General features: G+C 58.9%; 19 protein-coding genes. 4 read left to right on the forward strand and 15 right to left on the reverse strand.

The annotated features are described in order from the left end of the window. Window positions 1–10: 10 nt before the first annotated feature. The 5 genes from QNH97_RS27265 to QNH97_RS27285 form a co-directional block, all read right to left on the reverse strand. Window positions 11–1,108, reverse strand: a complete 1,098-nt coding sequence (locus QNH97_RS27265; RefSeq protein ID WP_283554707.1) for a polyamine ABC transporter substrate-binding protein — start codon at window positions 1,106–1,108, stop codon at window positions 11–13. Between the two features lie 184 nt (window positions 1,109–1,292). Then, window positions 1,293–2,390, reverse strand: coding sequence for a polyamine ABC transporter substrate-binding protein (locus QNH97_RS27270; protein WP_283557560.1), 1,098 nt, complete (start codon window positions 2,388–2,390; stop codon window positions 1,293–1,295). A gap of 181 nt (window positions 2,391–2,571) precedes the next feature. After that, the gene (locus QNH97_RS27275) at window positions 2,572–3,936 is read right to left on the reverse strand and encodes an aspartate aminotransferase family protein (RefSeq protein ID WP_283554708.1); all 1,365 of its coding nucleotides are present in this window, start codon (window positions 3,934–3,936) and stop codon (window positions 2,572–2,574) included. Between the two features lie 59 nt (window positions 3,937–3,995). Further along, window positions 3,996–5,354, reverse strand: coding sequence for a glutamine synthetase family protein (locus QNH97_RS27280; protein ID WP_283554709.1), 1,359 nt, complete (start codon window positions 5,352–5,354; stop codon window positions 3,996–3,998). 40 nt (window positions 5,355–5,394) lie between these two features. Beyond that, window positions 5,395–6,171: a gamma-glutamyl-gamma-aminobutyrate hydrolase family protein gene (locus QNH97_RS27285; protein WP_283554710.1), complete on the reverse strand. Its 777-nt coding sequence runs from the start codon at window positions 6,169–6,171 to the stop codon at window positions 5,395–5,397. Window positions 6,172–6,449: 278 nt separating this feature from the next. Here QNH97_RS27285 and QNH97_RS27290 point away from each other — a divergent pair, with 278 nt between their 5' ends. After that, window positions 6,450–7,826: a glutamine synthetase family protein gene (locus tag QNH97_RS27290; protein ID WP_003177396.1), complete on the forward strand. Its 1,377-nt coding sequence runs from the start codon at window positions 6,450–6,452 to the stop codon at window positions 7,824–7,826. 288 nt (window positions 7,827–8,114) lie between these two features. Beyond that, window positions 8,115–8,750, forward strand: coding sequence for a TetR/AcrR family transcriptional regulator (locus QNH97_RS27295; protein ID WP_283554711.1), 636 nt, complete (start codon window positions 8,115–8,117; stop codon window positions 8,748–8,750). Between the two features lie 8 nt (window positions 8,751–8,758). Here QNH97_RS27295 and QNH97_RS27300 read toward each other — a convergent pair whose 3' ends face one another. From QNH97_RS27300 to QNH97_RS27340, 9 genes are all read right to left on the reverse strand, one after another. Further along, window positions 8,759–9,973 (reverse strand): type II toxin-antitoxin system HipA family toxin, encoded by a 1,215-nt coding sequence (locus QNH97_RS27300; RefSeq protein WP_283554712.1) that lies wholly within the window; start codon window positions 9,971–9,973, stop codon window positions 8,759–8,761. Then, complete coding sequence (locus QNH97_RS27305) at window positions 9,973–10,290, reverse strand: helix-turn-helix domain-containing protein (RefSeq protein ID WP_283554713.1); 318 nt, start codon at window positions 10,288–10,290, stop codon at window positions 9,973–9,975. The genes QNH97_RS27300 and QNH97_RS27305 overlap by 1 nt, the downstream gene beginning before the upstream one ends. A gap of 199 nt (window positions 10,291–10,489) precedes the next feature. Then, window positions 10,490–10,705, reverse strand: coding sequence for a TOBE domain-containing protein (locus QNH97_RS27310; protein ID WP_003213899.1), 216 nt, complete (start codon window positions 10,703–10,705; stop codon window positions 10,490–10,492). Window positions 10,706–10,729: 24 nt separating this feature from the next. After that, window positions 10,730–11,536: an aliphatic sulfonates ABC transporter ATP-binding protein gene (gene ssuB / locus QNH97_RS27315; protein ID WP_283554714.1), complete on the reverse strand. Its 807-nt coding sequence runs from the start codon at window positions 11,534–11,536 to the stop codon at window positions 10,730–10,732. Next, a complete protein-coding gene (gene ssuC / locus QNH97_RS27320; protein WP_283554715.1) occupies window positions 11,533–12,315 on the reverse strand; it encodes an aliphatic sulfonate ABC transporter permease SsuC in 783 nt (260 codons plus the stop codon). The genes ssuB and ssuC overlap by 4 nt, the downstream gene beginning before the upstream one ends. 7 nt (window positions 12,316–12,322) lie before the next feature. Continuing rightward, entirely contained in the window at window positions 12,323–13,471 is a 1,149-nt protein-coding gene (gene ssuD, locus QNH97_RS27325) for an FMNH2-dependent alkanesulfonate monooxygenase (protein WP_283554716.1), read from the reverse strand. Window positions 13,472–13,495: 24 nt separating this feature from the next. Beyond that, window positions 13,496–14,461: a sulfonate ABC transporter substrate-binding protein gene (locus tag QNH97_RS27330; RefSeq protein ID WP_283554717.1), complete on the reverse strand. Its 966-nt coding sequence runs from the start codon at window positions 14,459–14,461 to the stop codon at window positions 13,496–13,498. Window positions 14,462–14,551: 90 nt separating this feature from the next. Continuing rightward, window positions 14,552–15,145: an NADPH-dependent FMN reductase gene (gene ssuE / locus QNH97_RS27335; protein WP_283554718.1), complete on the reverse strand. Its 594-nt coding sequence runs from the start codon at window positions 15,143–15,145 to the stop codon at window positions 14,552–14,554. Window positions 15,146–15,455: 310 nt separating this feature from the next. Further along, entirely contained in the window at window positions 15,456–16,094 is a 639-nt protein-coding gene (locus tag QNH97_RS27340; RefSeq protein WP_283554719.1) for a peroxiredoxin, read from the reverse strand. Between the two features lie 338 nt (window positions 16,095–16,432). On the opposite strand from QNH97_RS27340, the gene mntA reads away from it, so the two are divergent. Further along, window positions 16,433–16,828, forward strand: a complete 396-nt coding sequence (mntA, locus tag QNH97_RS27345) for a type VII toxin-antitoxin system MntA family adenylyltransferase antitoxin (RefSeq protein ID WP_283554720.1) — start codon at window positions 16,433–16,435, stop codon at window positions 16,826–16,828. Further along, window positions 16,818–17,246 (forward strand): type VII toxin-antitoxin system HepT family RNase toxin, encoded by a 429-nt coding sequence (hepT, locus tag QNH97_RS27350; protein WP_283554721.1) that lies wholly within the window; start codon window positions 16,818–16,820, stop codon window positions 17,244–17,246. Before mntA ends, hepT begins: the two co-directional genes overlap by 11 nt. Before the next feature lie 96 nt (window positions 17,247–17,342). On the opposite strand, the gene QNH97_RS27355 is transcribed toward hepT, so the two are convergent. Beyond that, window positions 17,343–18,674: an OprD family porin gene (locus QNH97_RS27355; protein WP_283554722.1), complete on the reverse strand. Its 1,332-nt coding sequence runs from the start codon at window positions 18,672–18,674 to the stop codon at window positions 17,343–17,345. Window positions 18,675–18,724: the final 50 nt, after the last annotated feature.

Below are 18,724 nucleotides of genomic sequence, written 5' to 3' on the forward strand. Positions count from 1 at the left end.
GCGCTTAACGCTATTTACCCGACTTGACCTTGGTCCAGCTGCGGGTCATGAGTCGTTGAATCTTGGGCGGCAACTCGGAGTTGACGTAGAGCTTGTCGACGACCGCTTGCGGTGGATAAACCGCTTCGTCGGTGCGTACTTTCTGGTCCATCAGTTCGCCAGCCTTGGGGTTCGGGTTGGCATAACCGACGACGTCGCTGACCTGGGCGATCACCTCAGGCTTGAGCAAATAGTTGATGAATGCGTGAGCTTGCTTGACGTTGGTGGCGTCGCGCGGGATCGCCAGCATGTCGAACCAGAGGTTGCCGCCTTCCTTGGGGATCACATAAGCGATGTCGACGCCTTTGCCGGCCTCACTGGCACGTGCACGGGCCTGGAAGATGTCGCCGGAGAAACCGGCGGCCACGCAGATCTCGCCGTTGGCCAGATCCGAGATGTATTTGGAGGAGTTGAAATAGGTCACGTAAGGCCGGATCTTGAGGAGCTGAGCCTCGGCCTTTTTATAGTCTTCAGGGTTTTCGCTGTTGGGGTCCAGCCCCAGGTAATTGAGCATCGCCGGGATCATCTCGTCGCCTGAGTCGAGGAACGAAACACCACAGCTGGAGAGTTTCTTGATGTTTTCCGGCTCGAACAGCATGGCCCACGAATCGATTTTCTCGACGCCCAGGACCGCCTTGACCTTCTCGACGTTGTAGCCGATGCCGTTGGTGCCCCACAGGTAAGGCACGGCGTACTGGTTGCCTGGATCGTTCTTTTCCAGGCGTTTGAGCAGCGAAGGATCGAGGTTGGCGTAATTGCCCAGCTGCGACTTGTCGAGCTTCTGGAATGCCCCGGCCTTGATCTGCTTGCCCAGGAAGTGGTTGGACGGCACGACCACGTCGTAACCGGTACGCCCGGCCAGCAGCTTGCCTTCCAGGGTTTCGTTGGAATCGAACACGTCATACACCGGCTTGATGCCACTGGCTTTTTCGAAGTCCGCCAGGGTGGTCTCGCCGATGTAGTCCGACCAGTTATAAATATGCACGGTGGAAGCAGCCTGGACGCTGACGGCGAGCGTCAGGCCGGCGCCGACCAGCAAGGCGTTGCGTAACAAAGAAAAGACTGGCACGTGGAGGTCCTCTTAAATAGTTGGGCCCAAGTTGCCCCCGTTACCTGGCCGCGATGGGCCCAGCAACAAAACCGGCGCGCAACTTACCCTCGATAAACCGATCCAGCAAAACTTTTAGTTATTTAATTGCTCCTGTTGCCCCCGCCACGATGACAGCGACAACAGGAAGGTACTTCAGGCCGGCTTACTTACCGGATTTGATCTTGGTCCAGCTGCGGGTCATGATTCGCTGGGTCGCCGCTGGCAGGTCGGCAATCGCGTAGAGCTTGGCTTGCACGTCCGCTGGCGGGTAGATGCCCGGGTCGCTGGTGATTTCCTTGCTGACCAGCGGCGTAGACGCCGCGTTACCGTTCGGGAAGCTCACGGTGTCGGTGATTTCAGCCATGATTTCCGGCTTTTGCAGGAAGGTCATGAACTTGTAGGCACCTTCGACGTTTTCGGCATCTTTAGGGATGGCGACCATGTCGAAGAAGCTGCCAGCACCTTCCTTCGGAATGTTGTAGCTGACGTTGACCTTGCCACCGGCTTCGGCAGCACGGGACTTGGCCTGGTAGATGTCGCCCGAATAGCCGACCGCTACGCAGATGTTGCCGTTGGCCAGGTCAGAGATGTACTTGGACGAATGGAAGTAACCAACCGAAGGACGGATCTTGAGGAACAGCGCCTCGGCTTCAGCCAGCTGCTTCTTGTCTTGGCTGTCGGTCGGATAACCTAGGTAGTGCAGCGCCACCGGGATCATCTCGGTCGGCGAGTCGAGGAAGCTGATGCCGCAGGATTTCAGCTTGGCGGCGTTCTCAGGCTTGAACAGCAAGTCCCACGAGTTGGTTGGCGCGTCGGCCCCCAGGGCAGCCTTGACCTTTTCGGCGTTGAAGCCGATGCCGATCGAACCCCACATGTACGGGAAGGCGTGTTCGTTGCCCGGGTCGCTCACCGAAACAGCCTTGAGCAGGTCGGTGTTGAGGTTTTTCCAGTTAGGCAACTTGGACTTGTCGAGTTTCTGGTAGACCCCGGCCTTGATCTGCTTGGCCAGGAAGTTGTTCGACGGCACCACGATGTCATAGCCGGACTTGCCGGCCAGCAACTTGGCTTCCAGGGTTTCGTTGCTGTCGAACACGTCGTAGACGACTTTGATCCCCGACTCTTTCTCAAACTTGGCGACGGTGTCCGGCGCGATGTAGTCGGACCAGTTGTAGACGTGCAGCACTTTATCGTCCGCCTGAGCGGCACCCGCCATCACGCCCATCAGGGACATGGCCAGGAGAGTCTTGCCAGCTATCTTCATACCTAATGCCTTCATGGATTGATGCTCCGGTTATTCTTTTTAGCCACGTTCAGCAGCCGGCTCGCAGGCAACTTGAACAGTCGGTAGTCTGGCAAGTTACAGGGCAGGCTTTCAACAAAAGCCCAGCCTTTTGTTCACACTGGGCGAGACCCTTGCAGGCACCTCGCTCAGAGCCTAGCACTTAGCCCTGCAACGCACTGAGAGTCAGGTCCAGGCACAGTCGCGCCTTGGTCACCAGTTCATCGATCTCGGCCTTGCTGATCACCAGCGGCGGCGCAATGATCATGGTGTCGCCCACCGCGCGCATGATCAGCCCGTTATCGAAGCAGAACTGCCGGCAGATCATGCCCACGCCCTTGCCTTCGTAGCGCTTGCGCGTGGCCTTGTCCTGAACCAGTTCGATTGCCCCCAGCAAACCGACACCGCGCACTTCACCCACCAGCGGATGATCGTTCAGTTCCCGCAGACGCTTCTGCAAATAGGGTGCCGTTTCGCCGTGGACGCGCTCGATGATCTTCTCGTCGCGCAGGATGCGGATGTTTTCCAGGGCGACCGCAGCGGCCACTGGGTGCCCGGAGTAGGTAAACCCGTGGTTGAAGTCGCCACCTTCGTTGAGCACCGCGACCACGTCATCGCGCACAATCAGGCCACCCATGGGGATGTAGCCGGAGGTCAGGCCCTTGGCGATGGTCATCATGTGCGGTTTCAACCCGTAATGGTCGGTACCGAACCACTCACCGGTGCGGCCAAAGCCACAGATCACTTCGTCGGCCACGAACAGGATGTCGTACTTGGCGAGGATTTCCTTCATCCGCGGCCAGTAGCTGTCCGGCGGCACGATCACCCCGCCCGCGCCCTGGATCGGCTCGGCGATAAAGGCACCGACGTTGTCCACGCCGATCTCCAGGATTTTCTCTTCCAACTGATTGGCCGCCCATACGCCGAACTCTTCAGGGCTCATGTCGCCGCCTTCACCGAACCAGTACGGCTGGGCGATGTGGACAATACCCGGGATTGGCAGGTCGCCTTGTTCGTGCATGTAGGTCATGCCACCCAGGCTCGCGCCGGCCACGGTCGAACCGTGATAACCGTTCTTGCGGCTGATGATGACTTTCTTGTTCGGCTGGCCCTTGATCGCCCAATAGTGGCGGACCATACGCAGCATGGTGTCGTTGCCCTCAGAGCCGGAACCGGTGAAGAACACATGGTTCATGCCTTCAGGGGCAATGTCGGCGATGGCTTTGGACAGTTCCAGCACAGGCGGGTGGGCGGTCTGGAAGAACAGGTTGTAATAAGGCAGCTCACGCATCTGTTGGCTGGCCGCATCGGCCAGCTCGTCGCGACCGTAGCCGATCGCCACGCACCAGAGGCCGGCCATGCCGTCGAGGATCTTGTTGCCTTCGCTGTCCCAGAGATAGACACCCTTGGCGTGGGTGATGATGCGCGGGCCTTTCTCTTTGAGCTGTTTGAAGTCGCTGAACGGCGCCAGGTGGTGATCGTTGCTCAGGGCCTGCCATTCACGGGTTTGCGGATTGTTGCGGGTCATGCGAATTCTCCTTTATATCGGTGAGGGCAACGCTGCGCGAGGCAGCGTCGCCCGGCGCATCAGACGGCAAAGAGCAGGAATTCCCGCTCCCACGAACTGATGACGCGCTTGAAGTTTTCATGCTCGGCCCGCTTGACCGCGACGTAGCCTGTGATGAATTTCTTGCCCAGGTATTTCTCGATGGTGGCGCTGTTTTCCATGCGCTCCAGAGCATCTTCGATGGTCAACGGCAGGCGCAGGTTGCGGCGCTCGTACCCTCGACCCACGACGGGGGCGCTCGGGTTGAGGCCTTCGACCATGCCGATATAGCCGCACAACAGGCTGGCGGCAATCGCCAGGTACGGGTTGGCGTCGGCGCCCGGCAGGCGGTTTTCCACCCGGCGGTTCTGCGGCCCGGCATCGGGTACCCGCAGGCCCACGGTGCGGTTCTCTTCGCCCCACTCCACGTTCACCGGCGCCGAGGTATCAGGCAGGAAGCGGCGGAACGAGTTGACATTGGGGGCGAACAGCGGCAACAGCTCGGGGATGAATTTCTGCAAACCGCCGATGTGGTTCAAGAACAGCTCGCTCATGGACCCATCTTCATTAGAGAAGACGTTCTTGCCGGTGTCCTTGTCGATGATGCTCTGGTGCAAGTGCATGGCGCTGCCCGGCTCGCCGGTCATGGGCTTGGCCATGAAGGTGGCCGCCACGTTGTGCTTGAGGGCCGCTTCGCGCATGGTGCGCTTGAACACCAGGATCTGGTCCGCCAGGGACAGGGCATCGCCATGACGGAAGTTGATTTCCATCTGCGCCGTGCCGTCCTCGTGGATCAAGGTATCGAGGTCCAGCTCCTGCAATTCGCACCAGTCATAGACATCCTCGAACAGCGGGTCGAATTCGTTGGCCGCTTCAATGGAGAACGACTGGCGACCGGTTTCCGGGCGACCGGAGCGGCCAATGGGCGGCTGCAGTGGGAAATCGGGGTCGTCGCTGCGCTTGGTCAGGTAGAACTCCATTTCCGGCGCCACGATCGGCTGCCACCCCTTGTCGGCGTAGAGCTTGAGCACCTTCTTGAGCACGTTGCGCGGCGACAGCTCGATGGGGTTGCCCTGCTTGTCGTAGGAGTCGTGGATAACCTGGGCGGTGGGCTCGATGGCCCAGGGCACAAGGAACACTGCGTTTTCGTCCGGACGGCAGATCATGTCGATGTCGGCCGGATCGAGCAGTTCGTAGTAGATGTCGTCTTCGACGTAGTCGCCCGTAACGGTCTGGAGCAGGACGCTCTCGGGCAGGCGCATGCCTTTTTCTGCAATGAACTTGTTGGTCGGCGAGATCTTGCCCCGGGTAATGCCGGTCAGGTCGCCAATCATGCATTCGACTTCTGTGATCTTATGGTCTTTCAACCAATCGGTGAGCTGGTCGAGGTTGTTACTCATAAATGCCTCTAGGCGTGAGTTTCCTGGCTGCTATTAGTAGTCAGGCGTTGGTTGACGCATCGGCGTCGCGTTGTGTTGCCCTTGCTCGGCAGGCATCGCCAAATGCCTGGAAAATCGCAAGGTAGTGCGGATTCGAGCTTACCTCCCATTCAGGGTGCCACTGCACACCTAAAGCAAAAGCCTTGCCTTGTGTCACCGAGACCGCCTCGATCAGGCCATCCGGTGCCAGCGCTTCGGCCTGCAGGCCGCTCGCCAGGCGCTCGATGCCCTGGCCGTGGATCGAGTTGACGTCAATCACCGGCGGCAACCCCAGGCCCGCGAGGATACCGCCCGGCTGGATATGCATGGCGTGAGCCGGCCCGTACTGAATGTCCACCGATTGTGTGTCGTCTTCACGATGGTCGATGAAGGTTCCGACTTCATGAACTCTTTGGTAAAGGCTGCCGCCAAAGGCTACGTTCATTTCCTGGAAACCACGGCAGATGCCCAGCACCGGCACGCCCGCATCGACGGCGGCGCGGATCAGCGGCAGGGTGGTGGCATCCCGTGCAGGATCATGAGCAGTGCCCGCCGCGCTGGCTGGGCCCTGATAATGAAAAGGTTCTATATTTGAAGGAGAGCCGGTAAAGAGAATGCCGTCCAGGGCGTCCAGAATATCGGACGGTGGGATCAGATCCGCCAGGGACGGGATCAGCACTGGCAAGCCCTTGGCGGCTGTTGCGACAGCCCGGGAATATTTATCGCCACTGGTGTGATAAGCATGCAGACCGATCTGCTTGGAGCAGGTGGTGACGCCGATTAACGGCAGGCGAGACATGAAGCACCCCGGTATTATTGCTGTTATGGGTTTTAATCGAGCTTAGCCTTGTTCATTTTTTTACACAACACCCCCGTAAAAAATACAACACGGCCCGCTCAAGCCTGCGGGCGCCAAGCCCGCGAAAGGGGAAAAAACGCCCTAAATTGCCTCAAAAAAGCCCTGCAGGTGCTTTTTTAGGGCAAAAAAGGCCCTGCTTGACTTCGGCATGCCGTTCGGGTTGACTGGCTTTCGAAGAGATCAATGATTGATATTTTTAACAACAAAGGTGTTGCATCATGTCGGTACCCCCGCGTGCCGTTCAGCTTAACGAAGCGAACGCGTTCCTTAAGGAACATCCTGAGGTTCTGTACGTTGACCTTCTAATTGCGGATATGAATGGTGTGGTGCGCGGCAAGCGCATCGAACGCACCAGCCTCCACAAGGTTTACGAGAAAGGCATCAACCTGCCGGCCTCTCTATTTGCTCTGGATATCAATGGTTCGACGGTGGAAAGCACCGGCCTGGGCCTGGACATCGGCGACGCTGACCGAATCTGTTATCCAATCCCTGACACCCTGTGCAATGAACCTTGGCAGAAGCGCCCCACTGCGCAACTGTTGATGACCATGCACGAACTTGAAGGTGAACCTTTCTTCGCCGACCCTCGCGAAGTCCTGCGCCAAGTCGTGACCAAGTTCGATGAACTCGGCCTGACCATCTGCGCCGCATTCGAGCTTGAGTTCTACCTGATCGACCAGGAGAACGTGAATGGACGCCCACAACCGCCCCGCTCGCCGATCTCCGGCAAACGCCCGCACTCGACACAGGTCTACCTGATCGACGACCTCGACGAATATGTCGATTGCCTCCAGGACATTCTGGAAGGGGCCAAAGAGCAAGGCATTCCCGCCGACGCCATCGTCAAGGAAAGTGCCCCGGCGCAGTTCGAAGTGAACCTGCACCACGTGGCCGACCCGATCAAGGCCTGCGACTACGCGGTACTGCTCAAGCGTCTGATCAAGAACATCGCCTACGACCATGAAATGGACACGACCTTCATGGCCAAGCCCTATCCGGGCCAGGCGGGCAACGGTCTGCACGTTCATATTTCGATTCTGGACAAGGATGGCAAGAATATTTTTGCCAGCGAGGATCCCGAGCAGAACGCCGCACTGCGTCACGCGATCGGCGGTGTGCTCGAGACCCTACCGGCGCAGATGGCTTTCCTCTGCCCGAACGTCAACTCCTACCGTCGTTTCGGTGCTCAGTTCTACGTGCCGAACTCGCCGACCTGGGGCTTGGACAACCGCACCGTGGCCCTGCGCGTACCCACCGGCTCCGCCGATGCCGTGCGCCTGGAACACCGCGTCGCGGGCGCCGACGCCAACCCGTATCTGTTGATGGCGGCCGTGCTGGCAGGCGTGCACCATGGCCTGACCAACAAGATCGAGCCCGGTGCGCCGGTGGAAGGCAACAGTTACGAGCAGAACGAGCAAAGCCTGCCGAACAACTTGCGCGATGCCCTGCGCGAATTGGACGACAGCGAAGTCATGGCCAAGTACATCGATCCGAAATACATCGATATCTTCGTGGCCTGCAAGGAAAGCGAGCTGGAGGAGTTCGAACACTCCATCTCCGACCTTGAGTACAACTGGTACCTGCATACCGTGTAAGCGGTTGCTGTAAAGAAAAACGCCGCGACCCTTCTTAAGGGCCGCGGCGTTTTTTATGGCTGCTCACAACACTCTGTGGCGAGGGAGCTTGCTCCCGCTGGGCTGCGCAGCAGCCCCAAAAAAGCTAAACCGGTCAACCTGAAGCACCGCAGTGACTGACTTCGGGGCTGCTTCGCAGCCCAGCGGGAGCAAGCTCCCTCGCCACAGGGATTTCTTTCCTCACAAGCACCGCTATGGACCCACCGCCCGCTCTGCGTACAATGCCCGCCAGCCCCGCAGGAGACCGCCATGACGCGCATCGCCACCCCTCGCAAACCCCGCGCACGCAGCCAGGCCCGGATCGACTCGATTCTCGACGCCGCCCGTACGCTGCTTGCTGCCGAAGGCGTGGCCAGCCTGTCGATCTACAGCGTCGCCGAACGCGCCGAGATCCCGCCCTCCTCCGTGTATCACTTCTTCGCCAGCGTTCCGGCCCTGCTCGAAGCCCTGACCGCCGACGTGCACGCGGCCTTTCGTGCCTGTCTGCAGGCCCCGATCGATCACGACGCACTGAACCACTGGCACGACCTGTCACGGTTAGTGGAGCAACGCATGCTCACCATCTACAGCCAGGACGCCGCCGCCCGCCAACTGATCCTGGCCCAGCACGGCCTGACCGAAGTCACCCAGGCCGACCGTCAGCATGACCTCGAGTTGAGCGACCTGATGCATAAACTGTTCGACCGCCATTTCAAGTTGCCGACCTTGCCCTCCGATGTCGATGTGTTCGCCCTGGCCATGGAACTGGGTGACCGCGTCTACGCCCGCTCGGTGCACCAACACAACCAGATCACCCCGCGCATGGCCGAGGAAGGCATGCGGGTGTTCGATGCCTACCTGGGGTTGTACCTGCCGCCGTATTTGCCCAAGCGTGAAGCCGTCTGATGAGCTGATCAGTTCCTCATGCGAGAGGCACCCATGGCGGCAACGGCTAACTCCAACTCGACGCCTCCCAGCAGTCTCGCGTAATGCTCGACGAGCTCAGCCTCCCAACTGATCACTTCATCCAAAGCGTCGGCCGCCTGCTCAAGCGTCAAGGCGAAGTGTGCGCAGTGACTCAACAGGTTCTCTCGCGTGATCATTCGCCCATGCCTGCCGACCGCCATTGAGAGATTAGGCGGTGACGACCCGTCGAGGCCCGGCACTACGTCGTACATCGGCGCCAGTTGCCAACGACCTTTGAGCCAGAGGATGGCGTGATTTTTGGGATGATCATCGTCATTACCCACCAAGGCGTTAAAACACATGCGCTTGAACAGCTCATGCAGGTCTTCGTCCGGAACCCCGCGTCGTTTCATTTCGTTGGCGAACCCGGCATAAACCCACGCGCTGTGATCGTTGGATCGCCAATCGGCATCCAGTAAGGTCAGGGCGCTCAGCATCGGTATGCGACGAGCGGCCTCGGCCAACGGAAACCGGTCGAAGCGTTTGACCAGCAGTGTTGACGGTGTGTCGACATATAGCGCTGTTTTCGCAACGCTCAGCCCTTTGAGCGCTGCAAATGTCATGCATGCATGCTCCAACGCCGGAATATCGCAACTGTCATAGCGGTCACGCGGCTTGGCGAGAATCAACGCGCCTTCATCCTGCAACGTCCGCTTGGGCCTGGCCCCACCAAGGGAGGACCGTTGCCTGCGCAACTTGAGGGTTCTGATCGCCTCATCATCGAGTTGGTTATCGAAAATGGCTTCAGTGGCTTCAATAAATGCAGCCAGACCTTTCAGGGACGGCAATGCTTCCTGGCCGATGCCTGGGGGCGGATGCCGGGTCGCTCCCGCCATCAGGTTACCAGCGCGATCATTGTTAGGTGATTTGAGCAAATAATCGACAGCGCTCAGATCCGTACGATGAAGATCTTGCAGAACCCGCTCGCCCCAACCATCGGGCATTGCGTCGTGGATGAAGCCCGGCACCCCACGATTAGTGGTGATACCCGTAAAGGGTTGCACACGCAGTGGATAGCGGATGGGGTCAGGTACCCATTTGCGGTTGGCAACATAGTCGGGATCGTAGACAAACTCACCTCGACCGTTGTCGATACTTAATCGGCCTAATGTGAGTATCTCCGTACTTTCGGGATCTTCCATATAGATGTAGGCGCGAGACATCAGAAGTCCCCTTTGGCGTTGACCAATCGCACACGAGCGTTGCGTGATACTTGAGCCGAAGCGAGGGACGACGCTTCAATCTGCTGGCGGCTCTGGAAAACTTCTTGGGTCAGCCCTAATTGCCATAGAACCAGCATGAACGAACGCAGTTCCACGGAAGGATCTCCAGCCTCGATCTTGCGCACGGTTCTTTCGGAAATGGCCAACGAGGCCGCCAGATCCTTTTGTCGTTGCCGATTTTGCAGGCGCCGGCTTTTGACGAGAGAGCCAATCGTCAGGAGGTTGTCGGAACAGTCGATAGGAAAAAAATCGTTCATAAGAGGCGCCCTGAGGCTGCTAAGACTTAGATAAGACGCACTATAGCACCCCTTAATATGATAATCCGGCTAAAAACATCGAACATAAAGAGCTTTATAGAGCACTTTAAATCAAATAAAGCGCATTTAAATGCCGCTTAAAATACAAAGAGCCCCGAAAGACTCACGCCATCCGGGGCTGCAGGTGATGAAGCATCGCTCACAACTTGGCGATAGACACCTCGGTGGATTTGACGAAAGCAATCACTTCGCTGCCAATCACCAGTTCCAACTCCTTGACCGAGCGGGTGGTGATGACCGAGGTGACGATGCCGGAGGCGGTTTGCACGTCGATTTCCGACAGCACGTCGCCTTCGACGATTTCCTTGATGGTGCCTTTGAACTGGTTGCGTACGTTGATGGCTTTGATAGTCATGGTGTCGATTCCTGTCTGGATGAATTATTGAGCCCAACGCAATTGCGTGGGCAAGGGTGAAACGGGTTCGGGTTCCGGCGGTTGGCCAGGTAAGGACAGCACGCGGTTGAGGACTTCGGCTTCCAAAGTTGCCAGACGGTGAGAGCCGCGAATCCTTGGACGTGGCAGGTCAATGAGCAAATCGAGGCCGATCTGGCCGTCCTCGATCAGGATCACCCTATCGGCGATTGCCACGGCTTCACTGACGTCATGGGTCACCAGCAGCACGGTAAATCCGTGTTGCTGCCACAAGCGCTCGATCAGTTGCTGCATCTCGATGCGGGTCAGGGCGTCCAACGCGCCCAAGGGTTCGTCGAGCAACAGCAGGCGCGGTTGATGAATCAGCGCGCGGGCCAGGGCCACCCGTTGCTTCTGTCCGCCGGACAGCGCCGCCGGCCACTCATGGGTGCGATCAGCCAGGCCCACCGCGTCCAGTGCCTGCAACGCTTGCGGCCGCCAGTTGCCTTTGAGGCCGAGGCCGACGTTATCGATGTTTTTTTTCCAGGGCAGCAAACGTGCCTCCTGGAACATCAGTCGGGTGTCTTCCCGTGCGTCACTTAAAGACGCCGAGCCGGCCAACAGCTCGCCGCCCGTGGGCTGATCGAGGCCAGCCAACAAGCGCAGCAAGGTACTTTTGCCGCAACCGCTGCGACCCACCACGGCGACGAACTGCCCGGCAGGGATATGCAGATCGATCTCCCGCAGCACCTGGCGCGAGCCGAAGGTTTTTTGCAGCTTGCGCACCGCCAGCGGGATGCCTCGCAGCAGGCGCGGAGGTTGTTGGGCGGTCATGCGACACCTCCCTTGTTCACTTGATACGCCGGATGCCAGCGCAGCCAGACCCGCTCAAGCCCACGGGCTGCAAGGTCGGCCAATTTGCCGAGTACGGCGTAGAGAAGAATCGACAGCACCACCACATCGGTCTGCAAAAATTCCCGGGCATTCATTGCCAGGTAACCAATGCCGGAGCTGGCGGAAATGGTTTCCGCCACGATCAGCGTCAGCCACATGAAGCCCAACGCAAACCGCACACCCACCAGGATCGAAGGCAAGGCCCCCGGCAGGATCACTTGGCGAAACAGGCTGAAACCGGACAAGCCATAGCTGCGGGACATTTCCACCAGTGCCGGATCGACGTTGCGGATCCCGTGGTAGGTGTTGAGGTAGATCGGAAACAGCGTGCCCAGGGCCACCAGGAAAATCTTCGCCGACTCGTCGATGCCGAACCACAGGATCACCAGCGGAATCAGCGCCAGGTGCGGGATGTTCCGGACCATTTGCACCGAACTGTCCAGCAGACGCTCACCCCATTTCGACAGGCCAGTGATGAAACCCAGGGCCAGGCCGATGCCGCCACCGATCAAGAAGCCGACCGCTGCCCGCCAACTGCTGATGGCCAGATGTGTCCAGATCTCGCCGCTGCGTACCAGGCTCACCCCGGCTTCGATCACAGCCACGGGTGCCGGCAGGATCCGTGTGGATAACCAGCCCGCCGACACCGACAGTTGCCAGACCGCCAGCAGCAACAGCGGCACCGCCCACGGGGCCAGGTTGTGGATAACTTTTTTCATGGCCGCCTCAGCTCTGGGACGCGGCTTTAGGAAGGATGTCGTTGGCGACCATTTCACCGAAGGGGCTCACATAACCCTGGCTTTTCGGCAGTTCCGGACGCTCCACGTCCAGGTGCGGAAACAGCAGCTCCGCCACACGGTAAGACTCTTCCAGGTGTGGATAACCGGAGAAGATGAACGTGTCGATCCCCAGCTCAGCGTATTCCTTGACCCGCGCCGCCACGGTCGGGCCATCGCCCACCAGCGCCGTACCGGCACCGCCGCGAACCAGGCCGACACCGGCCCAGAGGTTGGGGCTGACTTCCAGCTTGTCGCGGCTGCCACCGTGCAAGGCGGCCATGCGTTGCTGGCCCACCGAATCGAATCGCGCCAGGGAGGCCTGGGCCCGGGTGATGGTTTCGTCGTCCAGGTGGGAAATCAGCCGGTTGGCCGCTTGCCAAGCTTCGGCATTGGTTTCCCGCACGATCACATGCAGGCGGATACCGAAACGTACGGTACGCCCGAGCTTCGCCGCCTTGGCGCGCACCTGGGCGATTTTTTCCGCAACGGCTGCGGGCGGCTCGCCCCAAGTCAGCACCATTTCCACTTGCTCAGCCGCCAAGTCCTGGGCAGCTTCCGACGAGCCTCCGAAATACAGCGGCGGACGCGGTTGCTGGATCGGCGGATAGAGCAGTTTGGCGCCCTTCACACTGATGTGTTCGCCGTCGTAATCCACAGTCTCGCCTTCCAACACCCGGCGCCAGATGCGGGTGAATTCCACCGACGCCTGATAGCGCTGCTCATGGTCCAGGAACAGGCCGTCGCCGGCCAGTTCGTCGGGGTCGCCACCGGTCACCAGATTGAACAGCGCACGCCCACCGGACAACCGGTCCAGGGTCGCCGCCTGACGCGCCGCCACCGTCGGGGAAATGATCCCGGGGCGCAGGGCAACAAGAAACTTCAGGCGCTGGGTCACCGGAATCAGCGAAGCAGCCACCAGCCAGGAGTCCTCGCAGGAACGCCCGGTGGGAATCAGCACGCCCCCAAAACCCAGTCGATCCGCCGCCTGGGCGATCTGTTGCAAGTAGCCGTGATCGACGGCGCGGGCGCCTTCGGCGGTGCCAAGGTAATGGCCGTCACCATGGGTAGGCAGGAACCAGAAAATATTGAGGCTCATGGAGTGGTCTCCTAAGGAATCGAATTATTGCGCGGTCGCAACGGCTGCCGGCGGCGTCCAGATCACGTCCTTGATGCTCAAGGGCTTGGGAATCAATTTGAGCTGGTAGAAGCTGTCGGCGATTTTCTGCTGCGCCGCCACCACTTCCGGCGTGAGGAACAACGCCCCGTAGCCTTGGCGCTTCACCGACGTGAGGGTGATGTCGGCAGGCAGGCCGAGCAGCGGCGATACCTGTTTGGTCACGTCTTCAGGGTTGGCCCTGGACCACTCGCCCACCGCGCGTACTTCTTCCACCAAGGCGGTGATGACCTGGGGATTTTTTTGCGCATAAGGTTGGGTGGCGAGGTAGAACTGATGGTTGTCGACGATGCCCTTGCCATCACGCAGGGTGCGCGCCTGCAGCTGTTGTTCGGCAGCAGCCTGGTACGGATCCCAGATCACCCAGGCGTCGACGCTGCCACGCTCGAACGCGGCGCGGGCGTCGGCCGGCGGCAGGAAAACGGTCTGGATATCGGAATACTTGAGGCCGGCATCTTCCAGCGCCCGCACCAGCAGATAGTGAACGTTGGAGCCCTTGTTCAGCACAACTTTCTTGCCCTTGAGGTCTTGCACCGACTGGATAGGAGACCCCTTGGGCACCAGGATGGCCTCGCTGGCGGGCGCTGGCGGCTCGTAGGCGACGTAGAGCAGATCGGCGCCCGCCGCCTGGGCGAACACCGGCGGAGTTTCACCGGTCACGCCGAAGTCGATGGAGCCGACGTTCAAGCCTTCAAGCAGTTGCGGACCGCCGGGGAATTCGGTCCATTGCACGTCTACGCCTTGGGCGGCGAGGCGTTTCTCCAAAGAACCCTTGGCCTTGAGCAGCACCAGGGTGCCGTATTTCTGATAACCGATCCGCAAAGTCTCGGCTTGAGCCTGGGTAACGACGCCGAAGGACACAGCCGCAGCAAACAGAGCGACCAGCCCGCGACGCAAAATGACAGTGCGCATGGCGCCTCTCCTTTTTGCTGTGGGGTTTTGGCTGCACCTGCTGGGCCGTTGACGGCTGAGTAAGGTGAGTTGAATCAGGGATTACAGGGTTCAGATGCTCCAGCGAGCACTCAACAAACGTTCGTTCAACACGCCGGGGTCCAATGGCCTTGGGCGACGGGCCATGGCGCTGAAAAACTGCTCAAGGGCTTCGTCCAGGCGTTGTTGCAGGGCCGGCGCCAATTGCGCCTGGGCGCTGCCTTCGCCATAAGCGATCTGGCTGTCTTCGGCAAAAATCCCATGGAGCATTTCCTGGGCCTTGAGCGCCGACAGCACCGGCTTGAGGGCGTAATCCACCGCCAGCATGTGGGCGATGCTGCCGCCGGTGGCCATGGGCAACACCACCTTATGGGCCAGGGCCCGTTCGGGCAGAAGGTCCAGCACGGTCTTCAGCGCACCGGAAAAAGACGCCTTGTAGACCGGCGTAGCGATCAGCAGGCCGTCGGCATTTTCAATCTGCTGGAGCAGGTCGACCACCTTCGGGCTGTCGAAGCGGGCATGAAGCAGGTCTTCGGCCGGGAAATCGCGCACCTGATAGCTGACGACCTCCACACCTTGTTGCTGCAACCAGCGCTGCGAACGCTCCAGTAGCACTCCGGAACGGGAGCGTTGACTGGGACTGCCACCGAGTGAGACGACCAACATGCCGAGCATTCCTTAATGTCACGTGCGATTCGCGGCGGGCGATCTCGCTGTATGGGCAAACCATAACAGGGGATTTATATATCTTTAAATCATATTTATTCATTTACTTATACGATATAGAGATATGCGATTGGCGTTTTTCAAGGCAAAAAAAAGGCCGTCGAAACGGCCAAAACCCTTGGTGCACAGAGCCCCCCCCTGTGGGAGCGAGCTTGCTCGCGATAGCGTCGGATCTGCCAGCGTCGATGGCGACTGATACACCGCTATCGCGAGCAAGCTCGCTCCCACAGGTTCAGGTTCAGGTTTTGCCTCAGCGGTTGGGCTGCGGGGTGAGGCGCAGGTAGGGCTTCACGGCGCGATAACCTTTGGGGAAGCGCTGTTTGAGCTCCTCTTCATCCTTGAGCGACGGCACGATCACCACTTCATCACCGTCCTGCCAGTTGGCCGGGGTGGCGACTTTGTAGTTGTCGGTCAGTTGCAAGGAATCGATCACCCGCAGGATTTCGTTGAAATTGCGCCCAGTGCTGGCCGGATAGGTAATGGTCAGGCGAACCTTCTTGTTCGGGTCAATCACGAACAACGAGCGCACGGTCAAGGTATCGCTGGCGTTAGGGTGGATCAGGTCGTACAGGTCAGAAACCTTGCGGTCGGCGTCGGCCAGGATCGGGAAATTGACGACGGTGCCCTGGGTTTCGTTGATGTCCTCGATCCATTTCTGGTGCGAATCCACCGGGTCCACCGAAAGAGCAATGGCCTTGACCCCGCGCTTGGCGAACTCATCCTTGAGCTTGGCGGTGAAACCCAGCTCGGTGGTGCACACCGGCGTGAAGTCCGCCGGGTGGGAAAACAGCACGCCCCAACTGTCACCGAGCCATTCATGGAAGCGGATCTTGCCAGCGCTGGAATCCTGTTCGAAGTCGGGGGCGATGTCGCCGAGTCTGAGGCTCATGGTGCGGCTCCTGGGATGAGGTGATTGTGAGCCCAACTTTGCACCGGTTTCGATTGCTTTAAAAAGAATGAATACCCATTTATTTATATCTTTACGGAATATAAAAAACTGTTCACTGGCGCCATTTCGCATACCGCCCCAAGATCTTCAGCGAGGTTCGAGATGGCCTCGAGTTGCTGAAAAGAGGAGAAGGTTCGGGAAAGGCTACAGGGGTGGGCCTGACCCGAAAACGCAAAAGCCCCGCCCGGCGTGTTGCCGGGCGGGGCTTTTTTTTGTTTTGTACCCACACTACGGAAATTGTTGACGCGATTTCAGGACGAGCGGCTAGGATAGGCAACATGAACGCTCAAGCCTTGTTGACTCATCTGCAAAACCATCTCCCCGGTCTGCTTGCGGTTTACCTGTTCGGTAGCCATGCACAGGGCACCGCCGGGCCTGACAGTGATGTCGATTTGGCTGTGCTCTTGTCCGGCGAGGTTGACCCTGTGTCGTTATGGCAGCTTTCAGGGGATTTGGCGGATATCGCTGGCAGTCCGGTGGATCTGATTGACCTACGTGCGGCGACCACCGTCATGCAATATCAGGTCGTGACCCGAGGCCAGAGACTCTGGGCCAGAGACGTACAGGCGGGGTTGTTCGAGTGTTTTATTCTCAGCGAAAAGACCGCTCTCGACGAGGCTCGGGCAGGCCTGCTCAAGGATATTCAGGAAGAAGGCAGCGTGTATGGCCGATGACGTACTGATCAATAAAGCAGCGAGTATCGAGCGTTGCGTCGCCCGGGTGCGGGAGGAATACGAGAAGGATCCCACTACCTTCGCCACTGATTTCACTCGCCAGGATTCGGCTGTTCTGAATATCCAGCGTGCATGTGAAGCGGCGCTGGATATGGGGCAGCATTTGATTCGACGTGAGCGATTGGGTGTCCCGCAAAGCTCCCGGGATGTGTTCGAGTTGCTTTTCCAAAGTGGCTGGGTGGAAGAAGGTTTGGTGAAAATTCTGAAGAACATGGTGGGCTTCAGGAACATCGCCGTGCATGACTATCAAGCTCTGCAACTGCCGATCATGGTTGCGATCATTACCCAGCACTTGGGGGATTTCCTGGCGTTCAGCGCGTTCATCCTGCGTAAGGACGCGTCGGAGTCCGCGCGATAACGGTGGGAGCACGGAGCGGAACCTGCTACGTGCCCAAAAACGCAAAAGCCCCGCCCGGCGTGCTGCCGGGCGGGGCTTTTTTTGCTTCGCTACGTCTTACATGAAGTTGTAAGTGTAGTTGAAGATCAGGCGGGTCTGATCACGGTCGGCGCCGGAACCGCTACCGGTACCGCGATAAGAGCCGTGACGCAGGGTGGTACCAAAACCTTTCAGAGCACCTTGCTGGACGACGTAATCCAAGCGCATGTCGCGTTCCCACTCGGACGAATCGCTACCACCAGCGGTCGTGGCCTTGATGCTTTCACCATGCAAGTAGGCCACGGCGGCTTTCAGGCCAGGAACGCCCAGACCGGTGAAGTCATAGGAGTATTGACCGAAGGTAGTGTTTTCACCGGCACGGACGAATGCGTTGATCATGCTATCGGTGAACAGGTAGAAGCTCGAACCACCGGCACCTTCATTTCGGCCGTTGCCGTCAAGCACGCTGCCCTGGTTCAGGTAAACGAAACCACCGTCATCACCGACTTGCTGATGACCCAACATGAAGGCACTGCCACCCAGGGTGTAGGTGAACATGGCGCTCCAGGTTTTGTTATCGACCTCCCCTGGGTTCTTGGCATAGCCACCGTTGTTATCGAACCTATAGCCCGCATCGCCGTTGCGGCCATCCGAACTGCTGTCGAAGTAACGCAGGTCGGTCTTGAACGACTGGCCTTCAGTGATTGGGAAAACATGTACAGCACCCAGGAAGTGCTGCTTGTAGTAGTCCTGCAGGTTGGCATAGTAGTACTGCAGGGTCAGGTCTTTGGTGACCTTCCAGTCAGCACCAGCGTAGCGGAACTGATTGCTTTCCTCGCTACCACCAGATACCGCCAAACCGGTCCTGTTGCTAGACGCACGGCCAACAGCATGTTCCAACTGACCGGCGTTGATAGTCACATTGTCGATTTCTTTGGAGGTGATGGTGCCGCCATCAAAGGTTTGCGGCAGCAGACGACCATCACTGGCAACCAGAATCGGCAGGTTTGGCGCCAAGGCGCCACCCAGATGGGCTTCGGTCTTGGAGAAAAGCGCCTTTACGTTACCCGACAGACGACTCCAGTTATGTACAGCCGAACCGTCTGTGTCACTCGGAACGAAGGTGTTGCTATTCGGATGCTGGCCTTTACCACCATCGAGATGGATACCAACTAAGGCCTGGGCATCGATACCAAAACCAACAACGCCTTGAGTAAAGCCGGACTTGTAGTCGAACTTCAGGCCAGTAGCCGTCTCACGCTGGTCTGCAGCGCCTTCACGGTTATCGTTATCAAAGTACAGGGTGCGGGAACTGACAGACGCCTTGCTGTCTTCAATAAAACCAGCGGCGCTTGCCTGCTGGGCCAAAACCCCAACGGCCACGGCCAGTGCCAAGGTGGACTTGTTCATGCTTCGCTCCTCTCGTTTTCTAATTCTTGTGTATCTGTGGCTCCGGATCG

Origin of the sequence: Pseudomonas sp. G2-4, assembly GCF_030064125.1 — a bacterium.
Classification (GTDB): Bacteria; Pseudomonadota; Gammaproteobacteria; order Pseudomonadales; family Pseudomonadaceae; genus Aquipseudomonas.